The sequence below is a fragment of the Streptomyces sp. Mut1 genome (assembly GCF_030719295.1).
GTDB classification, from domain to species: Bacteria; Actinomycetota; Actinomycetes; order Streptomycetales; family Streptomycetaceae; genus Streptomyces; species Streptomyces castrisilvae.
In genome coordinates this window covers 7,355,771-7,369,313 of sequence record NZ_CP120997.1, presented here as the reverse complement: position 1 = coordinate 7,369,313, position 13,543 = coordinate 7,355,771, and the positions used below count along the sequence as shown (strand labels likewise).

The 13,543-nt window shown below is 70.7% G+C and carries 13 protein-coding genes and 2 riboswitches; of the genes, 3 read left to right on the top strand and 10 right to left on the bottom strand.

Translation table 11 applies throughout. The annotated features are described in order from the left end of the window. Positions 1 to 25 precede the first annotated feature (25 nt). The 8 genes from P8A18_RS31900 to cobF all read right to left on the bottom strand — a co-directional run bounded on the left by P8A18_RS31900 (position 26) and on the right by cobF (position 8,946). A complete protein-coding gene (locus P8A18_RS31900; RefSeq protein ID WP_306060241.1) occupies positions 26 to 673 on the bottom strand; it encodes a choice-of-anchor M domain-containing protein in 648 nt (215 codons plus the stop codon). A 146-nt stretch (positions 674 to 819) separates the two neighbouring features. Then, complete coding sequence (locus tag P8A18_RS31895; protein WP_306060240.1) at positions 820 to 1,704, bottom strand: anchored repeat-type ABC transporter permease subunit; 885 nt, start codon at positions 1,702 to 1,704, stop codon at positions 820 to 822. Continuing rightward, positions 1,701 to 2,477: an anchored repeat-type ABC transporter ATP-binding subunit gene (locus tag P8A18_RS31890; protein ID WP_306060239.1), complete on the bottom strand. Its 777-nt coding sequence runs from the start codon at positions 2,475 to 2,477 to the stop codon at positions 1,701 to 1,703. Before P8A18_RS31890 ends, P8A18_RS31895 begins: the two co-directional genes overlap by 4 nt. Continuing rightward, on the bottom strand, positions 2,470 to 3,381 hold the full coding sequence (locus P8A18_RS31885; RefSeq protein WP_306060238.1) for a TIGR03773 family transporter-associated surface protein: 912 nt from the start codon (positions 3,379 to 3,381) through the stop codon (positions 2,470 to 2,472). Before P8A18_RS31885 ends, P8A18_RS31890 begins: the two co-directional genes overlap by 8 nt. After that, positions 3,378 to 4,949, bottom strand: coding sequence for an anchored repeat ABC transporter, substrate-binding protein (locus P8A18_RS31880; protein ID WP_306060237.1), 1,572 nt, complete (start codon positions 4,947 to 4,949; stop codon positions 3,378 to 3,380). The genes P8A18_RS31885 and P8A18_RS31880 overlap by 4 nt, the downstream gene beginning before the upstream one ends. A 100-nt stretch (positions 4,950 to 5,049) precedes the next feature. Continuing rightward, positions 5,050 to 6,774, bottom strand: a complete 1,725-nt coding sequence (locus P8A18_RS31875) for a choice-of-anchor M domain-containing protein (protein WP_511101557.1) — start codon at positions 6,772 to 6,774, stop codon at positions 5,050 to 5,052. A 416-nt stretch (positions 6,775 to 7,190) separates the two neighbouring features. Next, positions 7,191 to 7,877 carry a DUF6882 domain-containing protein gene (locus P8A18_RS31870; protein ID WP_306060234.1) on the bottom strand — a complete coding sequence of 229 codons (687 nt, stop codon included), beginning with the start codon at positions 7,875 to 7,877 and terminating at the stop codon, positions 7,191 to 7,193. A gap of 235 nt (positions 7,878 to 8,112) precedes the next feature. After that, a complete protein-coding gene (cobF, locus tag P8A18_RS31865) occupies positions 8,113 to 8,946 on the bottom strand; it encodes a precorrin-6A synthase (deacetylating) (protein ID WP_306060232.1) in 834 nt (277 codons plus the stop codon). A 69-nt stretch (positions 8,947 to 9,015) separates the two neighbouring features. Beyond that, a riboswitch (cobalamin riboswitch) is annotated at positions 9,016 to 9,157 on the top strand. Between the two features lie 30 nt (positions 9,158 to 9,187). Between cobF and P8A18_RS31860 the strand changes: the two genes are divergently transcribed. Genes P8A18_RS31860 through P8A18_RS31850 form a run of 3 tightly spaced genes read left to right on the top strand, consistent with a single transcriptional unit; the run spans position 9,188 to position 12,143 of the window. Next, positions 9,188 to 10,255: an ABC transporter substrate-binding protein gene (locus P8A18_RS31860; protein WP_306060230.1), complete on the top strand. Its 1,068-nt coding sequence runs from the start codon at positions 9,188 to 9,190 to the stop codon at positions 10,253 to 10,255. Continuing rightward, positions 10,252 to 11,343, top strand: coding sequence for a FecCD family ABC transporter permease (locus P8A18_RS31855; protein WP_306060228.1), 1,092 nt, complete (start codon positions 10,252 to 10,254; stop codon positions 11,341 to 11,343). The genes P8A18_RS31860 and P8A18_RS31855 overlap by 4 nt, the downstream gene beginning before the upstream one ends. After that, entirely contained in the window at positions 11,340 to 12,143 is an 804-nt protein-coding gene (locus P8A18_RS31850) for an ABC transporter ATP-binding protein (RefSeq protein WP_306060226.1), read from the top strand. Before P8A18_RS31855 ends, P8A18_RS31850 begins: the two co-directional genes overlap by 4 nt. Before the next feature lie 37 nt (positions 12,144 to 12,180). Here the strand turns inward: P8A18_RS31850 and P8A18_RS31845 are convergent, their stop codons facing one another. Both P8A18_RS31845 and P8A18_RS31840 read right to left on the bottom strand, forming a co-directional pair. Further along, positions 12,181 to 12,903 carry a (2Fe-2S)-binding protein gene (locus P8A18_RS31845; RefSeq protein ID WP_306061271.1) on the bottom strand — a complete coding sequence of 241 codons (723 nt, stop codon included), beginning with the start codon at positions 12,901 to 12,903 and terminating at the stop codon, positions 12,181 to 12,183. 47 nt (positions 12,904 to 12,950) lie between these two features. Next, positions 12,951 to 13,343, bottom strand: coding sequence for a (2Fe-2S) ferredoxin domain-containing protein (locus P8A18_RS31840; RefSeq protein WP_306060224.1), 393 nt, complete (start codon positions 13,341 to 13,343; stop codon positions 12,951 to 12,953). Positions 13,344 to 13,405: 62 nt separating this feature from the next. Further along, positions 13,406 to 13,526, bottom strand: a riboswitch (cobalamin riboswitch). Positions 13,527 to 13,543: the final 17 nt, after the last annotated feature.

Here is a 13,543-nt window from a genome sequence, read left to right as displayed (position 1 = left end):
CGCGAGCCGCGCGTCAGGGCCACCATCACGAACTGACGACCACGGTGTACGTCTCAGTGGCGGTCTCGGTGACCCCTGCCACCGTTCCGGAGACGCTGAAGGTCAGCTTGTACGTGCCCGCCTCCTCGAAGGCCCAGTTGGCGTGGTTGTGGGCGCCCACGGGGAACGCCTTCGACTTGTAGGACGTGGTCGCGGTGTTGCTGTCGTACCAGCGGGTGCCGCTGCCGGCGTAGACGCTGAAGTCCTCGGTCGAGGCTCCGTCGCGGGTGGCACCGACGAGACGGTACGAGACCGAGTCACCGGCGAACACACCGGTCGTCAGGGCTTCCGTGGAGAATCCCGCGAAGAGCACCCCACGCGCGTTGGCCACCGCCTGATCCTCCGGCAGCAGCCAGACCTCGCTGCCGGAACCCAGGAAACCGTAGCCGGGGTTGGCGACCTTCGCCGCGGCCGGGACGGACAGCACGACGTCGGCCGGCTCGTACTCCGTGTCGTTCTCCTCGTCGTGGACGTGGAGGTGGAGGCCGGAGCCGTCCCACTCGGCGTCGAGCACGTCGACGTGGCCGACGCCCAGAGTGGTCGCCGCGGTCGCCGGAGTGGCCACCAGGGCCGTCACGGCCAGCGCCGCTGCCACCGAACCGGCCACGGTCATCGTGCGGACGGGAATACGCATAGTGATCCCCCCAAGGATCAAGGGCGCACGTGTATGTGCGCGAACACTGAAAATGATAATCGTTTTTAATAGGACCGCAAGAGCCTGCCAGGACAGTCCTGGTGACGACGGGTCACCTCAACGATGCGGCCGGCCCGGAACGTGTCTCAAGGGTGGCTGCCGACAGGCGTCCGCCCCCGGTCGCGGCGCCGCCGCCCTGCGGCCAGGAGTCCGTGACGTGGCGCCAGGAGCCAGCAGAGAACGAAGACGCCGGTCACCACAAGGACGATCAGTCCCCCGGCGGCCAGGTTGTAGGCGTAGGAGAGATACAGACCGACAACCGCGGACCCGGCGCCGATGGCGGGGGCAAGCGTCATCATCACGCCGATCCGGTCGGTCAGCAGGCGCGAGCAGGCCGCCGGCGTGATCAGCAGGGCCAGGACCAGGATGTTGCCCACCGCCTGGAGCGAGATGACGACCGTGACGGTCACCAGGGCATACAGCACGATGTCGAGCGCGAACACCGGAAGCCCGGCAGCCCGGGCCGTCTCGCGGTCCAGACTGACCGTCACGAGTTCCTTGTGCACCGCCCCCGCCACCGCGAGCAGGACCAGGCCCATCACCGCGACCGTGCGCACATCGCCGTCGCTGATACCCAGGATCTGGCCGAACAGGAACGACTCGAGTGAGCCGCTGTAGCCGGGTGCCGTACTGAGGATGACAATGCCGAGGCCGAAGGCGGCGGCGAAGAACACCCCGATGACCGAGTCCTCCTTCAGCCTCCGGTTCTGCGAGAACACCGCCACCGCCAGCGCGGTCAGGAGACCGGCCACCGCGCCACCGAGAACCAGGTTGAACTGGAACACGAAGGCGATCGCGACACCCGGAAAGACCGAGTGGGACACGGCATCCCCGATGAAGGCCATTCCCCGCAGGACCACATGGCTTCCGACGACACCCGAGACGATGCCGCACATCACCGCCACCGCGAACGCCCGCTGCATGAACAGGTGCTCCCACGGACCTGCCAGGAAGTCTCCGAGCCCGCTCATCGCGACACCCCCAGGGAGGTCAGAAGCTGATCGGACTTCGTGACGCCGAAGGCCCGCAGCCAGACAGCAGGGTCGCGCAGCTCGTCGGGTGGCCCGTCGGCGATCACGGTCCTGTTGAGCAGACACAGCCGCGTCGCCATACCGGCGGCCGCGGGAAGGTCATGAGTTGTCATGAGCAACGCCTTCTCCTCCTGGCGCAGCTGCCTGAACAGGTCCGTCAGAAGTTCCTGGGTGGGCACGTCGAGCCCGGTGAACGGCTCGTCCAGCAGCATCAGGGTGGGGCGCAGAGCGAGTGCCCGAGCCACCAGCACGCGCTGCCGCTGGCCCCCCGACAGTTCGCCGATGGGGCGCTGTCCCAGATCGAGCATGGCGACGCGTTCGAGGGCTTCCTCCACAGCCTCCCGGTCGGCCGCCCCCGCGCGCCTGAGCCAGCCGATGCGGTGGGTACGACCGGTCAGCACGGCCTTCTCGACGGACAGGGGGAAGTCCCAGGCGAACTCATGGCGTTGAGGGACGTAACCGATGGTCCCCCGGCTCCCGCCGACGGCCTCGCCGCCGACGTGCACGGTGCCGGAGTGCGGGGCGAGCAGTCCGAGTGCCGCGCGGAGCAGGGTCGTCTTTCCCGCGCCGTTCGGGCCGATCAGACCGACGAGTTCACCGGTTCGCACGGTCAGATCCACGCTGTCGAGGGCGAGCCGCTCCCCGAGCCGCACGGAGATCGCCCGCACTTCGAGCGCGGGTGCCCCGCCGACGGGCGTGCGGTGGTCAGTCATCGCTGGTCCCTTCAGAGCGTTCGGTGGCTGCCGACGAGCCGGTGTCACGACGGCCGCGCCGCACCAGGGCGACGGCCGCCGCGGCCACGGCCACGGCCGCTCCCCCTCCCCACCACAGAGCGGCCGGGGAACCACCGGGATTCGCCTGCTGGTCCGTGCCGTCCCCCGCCGGCCCGTGGTCGCCGGTGGGCCGGGCGGCGAACGCCTGCCCGGGATTCTGGGGGCCCACGGAGAACCGAAGGGTGCGCCGGCTGTCATGCCGCTCGCCGTCCTTCGTCTCCGCGTACATCCGGATGCCGAGCAGGTACGTACCGGGCTCGGTGAACGCCCAGTTTCCGTGTACGTGACTGTTGATCTCGATGCCGGTCTCCTGTGGGGCCTTCCGTCTGCTGTCGAAGACCACCTTCGGAGTTCCGAAACTGCCGTTGAGGAAGAGGACGAAGTCACCCGGCCCCTCCGCACCGGTCAGCTGCCAGTTGACCTCTCGTCCCACCCTGGCCACCACTTCGGGGTCCTGGCTGTTCCAGCCGGGCCAGAGAACGCCGTCCCGCTGCGCCTGAGGCAGCAGCCACACGTCGTCGCCGGGGTCGCCCAGGAAGGCGAACGTCTTCCCTTCCGGCACCTGGGTCCTCGCCGTGTCCTTCACCTGAAGCACCACATCCGAGGTGTCGCGCCACGTCGCGGGGCGGGTCGTGTCATCGCGGATCTGCACGGTCCACGTGCCGCCGTCGAAGCGCGGGCCGAGATCCACGTGGCCGTCCCCGATGACCTTTCGGCCGGTACCGGTACGTGGTGCGGCGCCGGGGGGCAGGGTCTCGGAGGTGTGAGCGGGAGCGGCCGGGCCCAGCGCCAGAGCCAGGGCAGCGAGCGAGAGCGTTGCCCGCCGGGCGAGTGTGCGGGTCATTTCTGCGCACCCCCGAGGCAGGAGCGGAGCGCGTCGGCGTTGTGCCTCATCATGTCCGTGTAGTGCCGGACGTCGTCGTCGAAGGCATCGCCGTACAGCGTGCACACCTTGACGTGCTGGTCCTCGGCGACCTGGTTGAGCACGGTGGCGCGCTGCACGAGGTTCGGCTCCATGAACACCGCCGGGACCTTGAGGTTCCCGATGGTCCTCGACAGTTTCCCGACGTCGTCCGCGCTGGGCTCCTGCGCGGGGTTCGGCACGACGAATCCGGCCACCGTCATTCCGTAGGCGTCGGCGAGATATCCGAACGCGTCGTGCGTGGTGATCAGCTGACGTCTGCCGGACGGAATCGCGCCGACCTGGCGGCGCACGTACGTGTCCAGTTCGTCCAGCCGCTGCTCGTAGCGACGGCTGTTGGAGGTGTACCGGTCCGCCCCGTCCGGGTCCTCCTTCCTCAGGGTGTCCCGGATCAGCTGGACGTAGGACTTGGTGTTCCGCACGTCCTGCCACAGGTGCGGGTCGATCTCGCCGTGTACGTGCTTGCCGAGGACCGCCTGTGGAAGCTGGTAGACCTCGGCTCCGGGCTTGCCCAGGAACGCGAACCGCTTCTGGGCCGGAATCCTCTCCAGCGTCCGGTTGGGTACGTCGATGACCACGTCACCGGGCGGGATCTCCTCCTGCGCCTTTCCCTCCGTTCGCAGGTCGGTGAACGCGGACATCCTTCCGCTGTCGATGTTGACCGTCAGATCCGTGTGCCCGTTGTCGAGGACGGTGTCTCCGGGGCCTGCCACGGTGTGCGGGTCGACGCCGACGGCGAACGTGAAGGTGCCGGTGCCCACCGGCTGCGTCGTACCGTCCGCGTTCCTGAGCTTCGCGGCCAGACTCACTTCGTAGACACCAGGTTTTGTGAAGGCCCAGTTCAGGTGCGTGTGCGCGGCGGGCGGCAGGCTGGTGGTGTCCTCGGCCGAAAGGCCGTCCGCGGAGTTGAAGTAGATCTCGGGCCGGCCGAGGGACTCGGTCAGATACGCCACGAGGTCTCCCGGGCCCCGGACATCGGTGGCTGACAGGAGGACGTCGGAGGACCGGGTCGCGCCCCGGGACTCGCCCTCTCCGCGTACCCGCAGCCCGAGCCAGAGGACGTCCAGGCCGATGTCCTCGACGAGCGGAATGACGTGTGCCCCGTATGTTTCGGAAGCCTCGGCGAGGGAGACATTGGGAGTCCCCTTCCGGGCGTTCGCGTCGACCGTCTTGATGAGCGCGTGCTCTTCCAGCAGAAGATGGTTGGTGAACGTCACGTCCGCCTTCGAAACGGCAGTCGCGTCGGCAGGTGTGGGCTCGTACGAATGGGGGTCACCGCCGGGCGGCACGACCGAGTCGACCTGCACCCGCTCCCCGCCGACCTGGCGGACGAGATCGGCCAGGATCTCCGTCGTGGTCACGACGCGCAGCACGGCGTCCGGGTTGTCGGTCCCGGCTGCCGTCCCGGCATGGCCCCTGCACCCGGAGAGAACGGCTCCGAGGGCGGTCACGGTGACCAGGGACCGTACGACCGGTCTGGGTATACGCATGTATGAACTCCCGCTGAAGAAGGGGCCGGCGCCGGGGAGAAGGGACCGGGCGCCGGCCGTGGAGGAGTGCTCGCGGCCCCGGAGGGCCGCGAGCACCCGATCAGATCCGGACGGCGCGGTGGCCGGCGGCGGTACGCCGCCTGTTCGCCCTGCTCATCGCGATGGCGGCGCCACCGCCGGCCACCAGAAGCCCGGCGCCGATCCCGAAGGGGACGGCCAGGTCCGTCCCGGTGTGGGCGAGGCTGCCCTTGCCGTCTCCCCCGGTCGCGGCCCCGCCACCGGCTCCGCCCGTACCGCCGGTGGAGCCGGACGCCGAGCCGTCGGTGTCTGCCGGACCGGACGCCGCACCGTCCTCGCCTCCGCCGCTGCCGGTGGCAGCACCGTCGCCGTCCCCGTCTCCCGGGGTGGCGGCGTTCGGATCCCCGTCCCCCACCACGAAGGTGTACGTCTGGGCGTCGGACATCGCCGTTCCGTTCGCCGACGTGCCGCTCAGCTGGAAGGTCACCCTGTACGTACCTTCCTTGCTGAAGGCCCAGTTGCCGTGCGCGTGCACGCCGGGGTTCACCTTCTGAGCGTCGGGAAGGCCGTCGGCACTGTTGTAGAGCACCTGCGCGCCCCCCAGACCAGCCGTCTCCCAGATGGCCAGGGTTCCGGGCCCACTGACCTTCGTCAGCTTCATGTCGACCTGACCTTTCAGGTCGCCGTCGCCCAGCGCCTCCGTGTTCCATCCGGCCCAGACGACGCCTTGCTTCTGCACCTGGGGAATGAGCCAGAAGTCCCCGCCCGCCCTGCCGAGGAAGGAGTAGGTGTCGCCTGCCGGTATCCGCTCCTTGGCGGCGGGGCTGACGTGCAGCACCACGGAGGAGGGCTCACGCCAGATGATGTCGCCCGGGTCGCGGCTGTCCCTGAACAAGGTCCGCAACGTGCCGTTCACCATCTTCCCGGCGATCGCGTCGACATGGCCGTCCGCGATGACGGCCCGCTCGCTCGCGATACCGTCCGCCGCGGCCTTCCGGTCCGGGGCCTCGTCGGTGCGACTTCGGGCGGGGGCGGAGTCGTCGCCCCGCTGCACGGCGCCTTCACCTCCGTCCGGGGCGGCAGGCGGCCCGGCGGGCGGAGCGGACCGCTCGTCGGTGACCCGCACCGTCCACACCGTGTCCGTCCGGGCGCTGTCGCCGGACGCGAGTTCAGCGGTGGCCCGCGAGGAGATCCTGTAGTCACCGGCCCGGGTGAACGCCCATGCCAATGCGCCGCGCCGGGCGGCCGGAAGAGCCAGTGCGTCCGGCAGACCTTCGGTGCTGTCGAACACCACCTTCGGCTCCGCTGTCGCCCCCTCCCCCTCAACACCCCCGGGCTCAAAGGCCATTACGTCGCCGGGGCCTTCGACCCCGGTCAACTCCCAGTCGATGCGCGCGTCGGCAAGCTCCTCGGCCGGGACCCGGGTGGTGTCCCACCCGATCCCCGTATCGGCCGGGATCTCCTCGCGGGCCGGGGCCCGTCCGCCCACGATCCACAGGTCGTCGCCGGGCAACCCGGGAGAAACGGGGGCGCCGTCCTCCGGCACCGTCGTACTCGCCTCGCTGCCGATCGTCAGATCAGGGCGTCGCTCTCCGCCGGAAACACGCCCGGTGCCGTCCGAACCACCCTGCGACATCTCAAGCGCGAGGGCCTCACCCTCCAGCGACAGCACAACGCTTACGGACGGGGCAGGTGGCTGAGCGGCGTCCTCGGAGGTGCCGGCGAAAGCCGCCGGGGCAACTCCGGCCAGCGCGACCGACCCCACAACTCCGGCTGCTGCCCAACGGCGCTTCCTGGGTGATGACATGGTCAATGTGCTCCTCTGCAGATGGGCGCCACTCGGTGCGGACGATTCGCGGTGCCGGCTGGGGCGCGTGCGCTCAAGACCTCCCGGTCCTGGCGGATCAACAACGTGCGGCCTGCCGGTGGAGGGCACCTTCACCGCTGCCGGTACGACGCGGCTCGGCGGCCCGCGGTGCCGCCCCGAGCCGCTGCCCCCGCGTGACCACACCAACCCTAAGCACGATGGTAATCATTTTCAACTAGACATCAGCGGGTTGCCCGTAGCGGGATCCCATTCACCATGCTTTGCCCCATACCCGCATCGATCGGCGGCGCGCCGAGAGCGTTGAGGGGCACGGCGTTCGCCGGACGGTCGCCGCCGCGGTTGAAGCGACGGCGCCGCCGGCGCCCCGAGGAAACGTACTTACGCCACTGTCCGGGTCAGCCGCCGACCGTGAGCTGGATGTTGCCGATGCGCCCCATCCCGTCGAAGGAGACAACGGCCGCACCGGTCGGCAGGTCGGCGATCAGCCGGTCGCCCTCCACACGCTGCGGCACCCCGTAGTGCTCGAAGTACCCCGTGACGGCCTGTCGTGGCGAACGCCCGATGAGCGAGACCCCGGTCATGAGCACGCGCGGCAGGGCGACGGGATCGAGATCGGCGCTCGGGACCTTCGGGTCGTCGGGCAGGAAGTACACCTGTGTACCGGGCCCTGCGGGCTGCCCTATGTACCCGGGGGCGTCGGCCACCCCCATCCCCGCGAAGGCCAGCATCTCGGCGGCCCGCCGGGGATCGTCGAAACCGGACAGATCGATTTCCTCAGCGGTGAACTCGGGAATCCCGTGCGCCTGCCCGTACCGTGCCACGGCAGCGGACAACGCCACGACCTCACTCCCGCCGAGCCCGGGATTTGCCCAGCCCCACAGCCAGGAACCCCCCTCCATGTCGTATGTCCCCAGGACACCGACCCGTAGCCGCACCTCCCCCTGCTGGTAGGAACACGTCGCCAGGTCCGCGTTCCACGGCGCCTCGGGCAGGAACTCCATGAGCGTCTCGAGCTGAGCGGCGCCCCAGACGGAGTGCCGTTCCGCCTCAAGCAGGAACTGGTCGCTGAATCCGTTTGCCATGATCACGAGCGTAGAGGGCAAGCCCCGCTCAGGGAGAGCCAGCCCGGGGCCCAACTCCTGAGCGGCCGCGCCGGCGTCGGAACATTCCGCCCAGATGCCCTACCGGCATGGTCGCCTGACCGCGCACCGGCCCGGGGCCGGGCCGGTCGTGACCATCCGCAGCTGCCTGGCCGGCCATGGCTGGGGCCTGTTCGTTCATCCGTCGGGACCCGTCGAGCCGGCGACCCGGCGGGTGTCACGGGGCGGCGTGCCCGCCGCTCCCGTCCGTCTCGGCCCGGCGCGGGGAGCCGCGTCCGTCCGTGATCCGCAGCAGATACGTGTCCATGATCCAGCCGTGCCGCTCGCGCGCCTCCGCGCGGACCTGCCGGATGCGGTCGGAGACCTCGTGGAGCGGCCCCGCGACGAGGAGTTCGTCCGGGGTGCCGAGGTAGGCACCCCAGTAGATCCACACGTCGTTGCCCGCGACCTGGGTGAACGACTCGTGGGCGTCGAGCATGACGACGATGTCTCCGTCGTCGTTCTGGCCGACTTCGGCGAGGCGGCGGGCCGGGGTGATGTGCACCGGGCGGCCCACCTGGTTGAGCGGGATGCGGTGACGGGCGGTCAGGGAGGCGACGCTCGTGATGCCGGGGATCACCTCGACGCCCACCAGGAGCGCGCCGCGGTCCTCGATGTCCCCGAGGATGCCGAGCGTGCTGTCGTACAGGGACGGGTCGCCCCAGACGAGGAAGGCCCCTGTCTCGCCGGCCGTCATCTCCTCGCGCATCGCCCTCTCGAAGATCTCGCCACGCCGCTCGCGCCAGTCCTGGACGGCCGCTGTGTAGTCCGAGCGGCCCATCGCGCCCCGGTCGCGGCTGGGGTCCTCGACCTCCACCACACGGTAGGAACCCTCCGCGTGCTCCTCGATCATCCGGTGGCGCAGGTCGGTCAGGGACGCTTTGTGGGGTCCCTTGCCGACGATGAAGAAGACGTCGGCGCGCCGTATCGCCTTCACGGCCTGAAGGGTCAGGTGGTCGGGATCGCCGGCCCCGATGCCGATGACGAGGATCGCGCGCTGCTGCGTACTCATGCGGACAGTCTTCCAGGGACCTCTCCCCTGCACCTCGGCGCCCGACCCCGGTTTCCTCGTCCACCCGGTCACTACGTACGATCACCAGGTCAAAGCCGCGGCAGGAGCCAGGAAGCCGGTGCGAATCCGGCACGGTCCCGCCACTGTGACCGCGCACGTCCCTCGGGGCGTCCGCGGAAGTCAGGTCACTGACCTGCCGCGGGCCCGATCCGAGGAGCGCGGACTCCGCAGGAGGCTTCCCATGCACGACGGTCACAGCCGTCCCCATTTCTCGTTCTTCCCCTCGCACGCGGCGTCCGCGGCCTCACGCGGGCGCGGTCCGGCGCGCCTCGCCGCGGCCGTCACCGCGCTGTCGGCGATCCTGCTGACGGCCGGCTGCGGCTCCTCCGGCACCGCCGCCGGCTCCCCGGAGGCAAGTGCCTCGACGGCGAAGGGCTTCCCCGTCACCATCGACAACTGCGGTGTCAGGACGACGTACACGAAGCCGCCGTCCCGCGCGGTGACCATCCACCAGCATCCGGCCGAGCTGATGCTCGCGCTCGGGCTCAAGGACCGGATGGCCGGTACGTCGTACCCCGACTCGGCGGTCCTGCCCGCGCTGCGCGAGGACTTCGCGTCGATCCCGCAGCTGTCGAAGCAGGCGCCGTCGTTCGAGAAGGTCCTCGATACCGATCCCGATTTCGTCTACGGCGGGTACGCCAGCGCGTTCGCGGAGAAGGAGGGCCGCTCGCGCAAGGCGTTCGAGGACGCGGGCATCGACACCTACCTCAACCGGGAGAACTGCGCCGGGAAGAAGGGGGTGACCATGCAGGACACGTACACCGAGATACGCACGATCGGCAAGATCTTCGGCGTCTCCGACCGCGCGTCCGCACTCGTCTCCGAACTGCGCACCCGCGTCGACAAGGCGAGCGAGACCGTGAAGGACGCGCGCGACGTCTCCGTGTTCGTCTACGACAGCGGCGACAAGTCCGCCTTCACGGCCGGCGGCAAGGGCCTGGGCAACGAACTGATCAGGCTGGCCGGCGGCAAGAACGTCTTCTCCGACCTGGACGACGTGTTCGGCGACGTCTCCTGGGAACAGGTCGTCGACCGCAGGCCGGACGTGATCGCCATCTACGACTACGCGGGGACCGGCGTCGCCCAGAAGAAGAAGTTCCTGCTCTCCCAGCCCGCACTCGCCGACGTGCCCGCGATCAAGAACAAGCGTTTCGTGGTGCTGCCACTGACCGACACCCTCGTCGGCGTCCGCTCGGCGGACGCGGTGGGCGACCTGGCGCGCGGGCTGCACCCGGACAGCTTCAAGTGACCGCGTCCACCACGGGCGCCGCGAGCACCGCTGTGGTGAAGCCGCGCCGCCGGGCCGCGTTCGCCGTCACCCTGGTCGCGCTCACCGTGCTCCTGGCCGCCTGCCTGACCGCAGGACTCGCCGTCGGCTCGGTGCGCGTGCCGCCCGCCCAGGTGTGGGGCATCGTGACGCACGCGTTCGGCGCCGACTGGACGGAGCCCACCTGGACCCGGGCACGGGAGACGATCGTCCTCGACGTGCGCGGGCCACGCGTCCTGCTCGGCGCGGTCACCGGCGCGGGCCTCGCCGTCGTCGGAACGGCGTTGCAGGCACTGGTGCGCAACCCGCTCGCCGAGCCGTACCTCCTCGGGGTGTCCTCCGGTGCCTCGCTCGGGGCGGTCGCGGTGATCGTGTTCGGGGTGAGCCTCTTCGGCGCGGTGTCCCTGTCGGCGGCCGCGTTCACGGGGGCGCTGGGCGCGCTCGTACTCGTCTACGCCGCCGCCCGCACCGGCGGCCGCATCACCTCGCTGCGGCTCATCCTGGCCGGGGTCGCGGTGGCGTCGGTGCTCAGCGCGCTGCTGAACCTGCTGCTCCTGACGACGGACAACGGCAACGAGGCGCGCACCGTCCTCGCCTGGACGCTGGGCGGTCTGGGCGGTGTGTCCTGGAGTTCGCTCTGGCTGCCCGGTCTGGCGCTGCTGCTCGGGATCGCCGTCCTCATGGTGCAGTCCCCGAACCTGAACCTGCTGCTCGCCGGGGAGGAGGCCGCCGCCACCATGGGTCTGGATGTCGCTCGGTTCCGGGCCCGGATGTTCGTGCTCGTCTCGCTGGTCACCGGTGTGCTGGTCGCCGCCGCCGGACCGATCGGTTTCGTCGGTCTGATGCTGCCGCACGTCGTGCGGCTGCTCGTCGGCGGCGACCACCGGCGTGTGCTGCCCGCCGCCGCGCTGGGGGGTGCGTCGTTCCTGGTCCTGGCCGACATCGCGGCGCGAACCGTTGCGGCACCGCAGGAGATCCCGGTCGGCGTGCTCACCGCCCTGTGCGGAGGGCCGTTCTTCCTGTGGCTGATGCGGCGCGACGCGCGCAAGAAGGCGGGAGGCGCGGCATGACAGCGGCCGAACTGCGCGTCGAGGGCGTCACACTCACGGCCTGCGCCCGGCGACTGGTCCACGACGTCACGCTCACGGCCCGTCCCGGCGAGACCATCGGCCTCGTCGGCCCGAACGGCAGTGGCAAGTCGAGCCTGCTGCGCGCCGTCTACCGCGTCCTGCGCCCGGAAGCCGGAACGGTCCGCGTCGACGGCGCCGACGCCTGGACCCTGCCCCCACGCCGGCTCGCGCGCACACTGGCCGCGGTGGTGCAGGACACCCCGTCCGGCCTCGATCTGAGTGTGCGGGAAGTCGTCGCGATGGGCCGGACCCCGCACAAACGGCTCCTGTCGGGCGACACGGCCGAGGACGCCGCCACGATCGAGACGGCGCTCGCCTCGGTCGACGCCGTCACCCTGGCCGACCGCCCCTTCGACCATCTCTCCGGCGGCGAGCGGCAGCGGGTGCTGATCGCCCGTGCCCTGGCCCAGGAGCCGTCACTGCTCGTCCTGGACGAACCGACCAACCACCTGGACATCCGGCATCAGTTGGAGATCCTGTCCGCGCTGCGCCGACTGCCCGCGACGGTTCTCGTCGCCCTGCACGACCTCAACCTGGCCGCGTACTACTGCGATCGCCTGTACGTTCTGCGCGACGGCGGTGTCGTCGCGTCCGGACCGCCGCACGAGGTGCTCACTCCGCGCCTGCTCGCGGAGGTCTACGAGGTGACGGCCGAGGTCGCGGTGCATCCCCGCACGGGCCGCCCCCAGGTGACGTTCCTGCCGGCGGACGGGCCGCCGTTGCCCGGCGCGGAGAGGTGACCTCCGGTCCGGTGCCTGATCTCGCGACCGGACCCGGTCACCGGACCAGGCAGCAGTCCCCGCACTTCGAGCCGTTCGGCGCCCGGTAGTAGAGGCAGCAGCTGCGGCGGCGGAAGGTCAGCTCGGGGCCGGTGATCCGGCCGGTCCCGCGCAGCCGTCCGGTCTCCAGGAGTTCCCGTGTCAGCTCGGTGAGCGGCGCCCGCAGGCCGGGCCGGGATCTCAGCAGCTGCGCCGCCGAACCGGCCAGCGCGGAAGCGGAGTTCCCCGCGAGCAGCCGCGGCGCCATCTTGACGGGCAGGTGGCTCTCGACGCGCTGAAGGACGCCGTCGGTCTGCGTGGCCACGGCGTCCGCCGGTGACGACCCGGACGGGGGGACGCGGCTGCCCCGCGGCCCGGCCAGCCGAAGGGCTGAGCCGTCGCCGGCCCATTCCACGGTGGTCATCACCGGCACGATCCCGTGGACCAGGGCGCAGGCGAGGACCGGCGACCACAGGCGTGCCGCGAGTCCGAGGTGGGCGATGGAGACGCCGATACGGGTTTCGGCAGTGCCGTAGCGTTCGTTGACGGTCCTGGCCCGCGCCGCGAAACCCTCCCGCGTGAGACGCTCCTCACCGGAGCCGGAGCCGGAGCCGGACGCGAGCCCCCGGACCGTGTCGAGGGCGAAGAAGCCTCCCAGCCGCGCGACGTCCCGCAGCGCCTCGACGACCTCGTCCGCCGGTACGTCGTATGCCGGTACGTCGTCCATCGGTACGTCGTCCATCGGTACGTCGTCCGCCGGTACGTCGTCCGCCGTGCCCCGGCCGCCGTTCATGAGGCCGCTGTCCCGACGCGGCGGGGCGCGGCGATCACATAGAGGTCCAGGATCTCGGGGCGGGCCGCGACACCCGGCCCGCCGGCCCGCACCCATTCCACTATGTCCTCCGTCGCTGCCGGGTCATTGACCAGCCCGAGCCAGACCGGGCGGGCGCCTGCCGCCCGTGCGGCCGCCGAGGGCTGCACGACGACGACGTTGGCCTGATCGCACACGTCCAGGCACTCGGAGATCCGCACCGGGGCGATCTCCCGCAACCGCGCGGTCTGCGCCGCGTGATCGGCGTCGACCTTCACGGTCCCGCAGCAGCAGTCGCGGCACACCACCACCCGGCACGGGACCGCCCGGTCCGCTGTCGGTACGTTCTCGTCGGCGGGCTGTTCAAGCATGCCGCGTCCTCCCTCTCGCCGGGGAGTTCCGCCCCGGGGGTACGTCGAGGGGGCGACAGCGTGAGTCTCTGGCTCTCGGGCAAGCGCGCGCCCCGGTGCCCCGCCCGCGCGGGGCAGTGGCACGTCGGGATCCGCTCGCCGATCACAGTGGCGGTACCGCACCGGATTCACACCGGTTTCCTCGGAGCGCTGCCGCCCAA

Bases quoted from the DNA above. Each gene is read 5' to 3' on its own strand.
- P8A18_RS31850 (WP_306060226.1), top strand. From the start codon at position 11,340: ATGACAGCGGCCGAACTGCGCGTCGAGGGCGTCACACTCACGGCCTGC.
- P8A18_RS31870 (WP_306060234.1), bottom strand. From the start codon at position 7,877: ATGGCAAACGGATTCAGCGACCAGTTCCTGCTTGAGGCGGAACGGCAC.
- P8A18_RS31875 (WP_511101557.1), bottom strand. From the start codon at position 6,774: ATGTCATCACCCAGGAAGCGCCGTTGGGCAGCAGCCGGAGTTGTGGGG.
- P8A18_RS31895 (WP_306060240.1), bottom strand. From the start codon at position 1,704: ATGAGCGGGCTCGGAGACTTCCTGGCAGGTCCGTGGGAGCACCTGTTC.
- P8A18_RS31840 (WP_306060224.1), bottom strand. From the start codon at position 13,343: ATGCTTGAACAGCCCGCCGACGAGAACGTACCGACAGCGGACCGGGCG.
- P8A18_RS31845 (WP_306061271.1), bottom strand. From the start codon at position 12,903: ATGGACGACGTACCGATGGACGACGTACCGGCATACGACGTACCGGCG.
- P8A18_RS31885 (WP_306060238.1), bottom strand. From the start codon at position 3,381: ATGACCCGCACACTCGCCCGGCGGGCAACGCTCTCGCTCGCTGCCCTG.
- P8A18_RS31860 (WP_306060230.1), top strand. From the start codon at position 9,188: ATGCACGACGGTCACAGCCGTCCCCATTTCTCGTTCTTCCCCTCGCAC.
- P8A18_RS31900 (WP_306060241.1), bottom strand. From the start codon at position 673: ATGCGTATTCCCGTCCGCACGATGACCGTGGCCGGTTCGGTGGCAGCG.
- P8A18_RS31880 (WP_306060237.1), bottom strand. From the start codon at position 4,949: ATGCGTATACCCAGACCGGTCGTACGGTCCCTGGTCACCGTGACCGCC.
- cobF (WP_306060232.1), bottom strand. From the start codon at position 8,946: ATGAGTACGCAGCAGCGCGCGATCCTCGTCATCGGCATCGGGGCCGGC.
- P8A18_RS31890 (WP_306060239.1), bottom strand. From the start codon at position 2,477: ATGACTGACCACCGCACGCCCGTCGGCGGGGCACCCGCGCTCGAAGTG.